Below are 773 nucleotides of genomic sequence, written 5' to 3' on the forward strand. Positions count from 1 at the left end.
ACGAGGTCGCGTACGCCGCGGTGGTCGGGTTCGGCGGGGTAGGCGGGGTCCAGGAGCCACCAGTCGGGGCCGTGGGTCTCGGACCATTCGGCGCCCTGGGCGAATTCCTGTCCCATGAAGAGGAGTTGTTTGCCGGGGTGGGCCCACATGAAGCCGAGGTAGGCGCGGGTGGTGGCGCGTTGTTGCCACCAGTCGCCGGGCATTTTCGACACGAGTGAGCGTTTGCCGTGGACGACCTCGTCGTGGGAGATGGGCAGGACGTAGTTCTCGCTGTAGGCGTACACCATCGAGAACGTCATCTCGTTGTGGTGGTACTTGCGGTGCACGGGGTCATGGGCGATGTACTCGAGCGAGTCGTGCATCCACCCCATGTTCCATTTCAGACCGAATCCCAGCCCACCGTCCGAGGTCGACCGCGTGACGCCGTCCCAGGCGGTGGACTCCTCGGCGATCGTCATGACGCCGGGTGCGCGGCGGTAGACGGTGGCGTTCATCTCCTGGAGGAAGGCGACGGCGTCGAGGTTCTCCCGGCCGCCGTGTTCGTTGGGGGTCCACTGTCCTGGTTCGCGTGAGTAGTCGAGGTAGAGCATCGAGGCGACGGCGTCGACGCGCAGGCCGTCGATGTGGAACTCCTCGCACCAGTACACGGCGTTGGCGACGAGGAAGTTGCGTACCTCGCGGCGGCCGTAGTCGAATTCGAGGGTGCCCCAGTCGGGGTGGGCGGCCCGCTGTGGGTCCGCGTGTTCGTAGAGGGGGCGTCCGTCGAATTCGGC

1 protein-coding gene is annotated in these 773 nt (G+C 66.2%); it reads right to left on the reverse strand.

Annotated features, from left to right (window positions below; translation table 11 throughout):
* Positions 1 to 773 (reverse strand): alpha-amylase family glycosyl hydrolase (locus KVT44_RS55500; RefSeq protein ID WP_254651234.1); only part of this gene is annotated, 773 nt, incomplete at both ends.

Origin of the sequence: Streptomyces sp. GbtcB7 (genome assembly GCF_019091445.1) — a bacterium.
Lineage (GTDB): Bacteria > Actinomycetota > Actinomycetes > Streptomycetales > Streptomycetaceae > Streptomyces > Streptomyces mirabilis.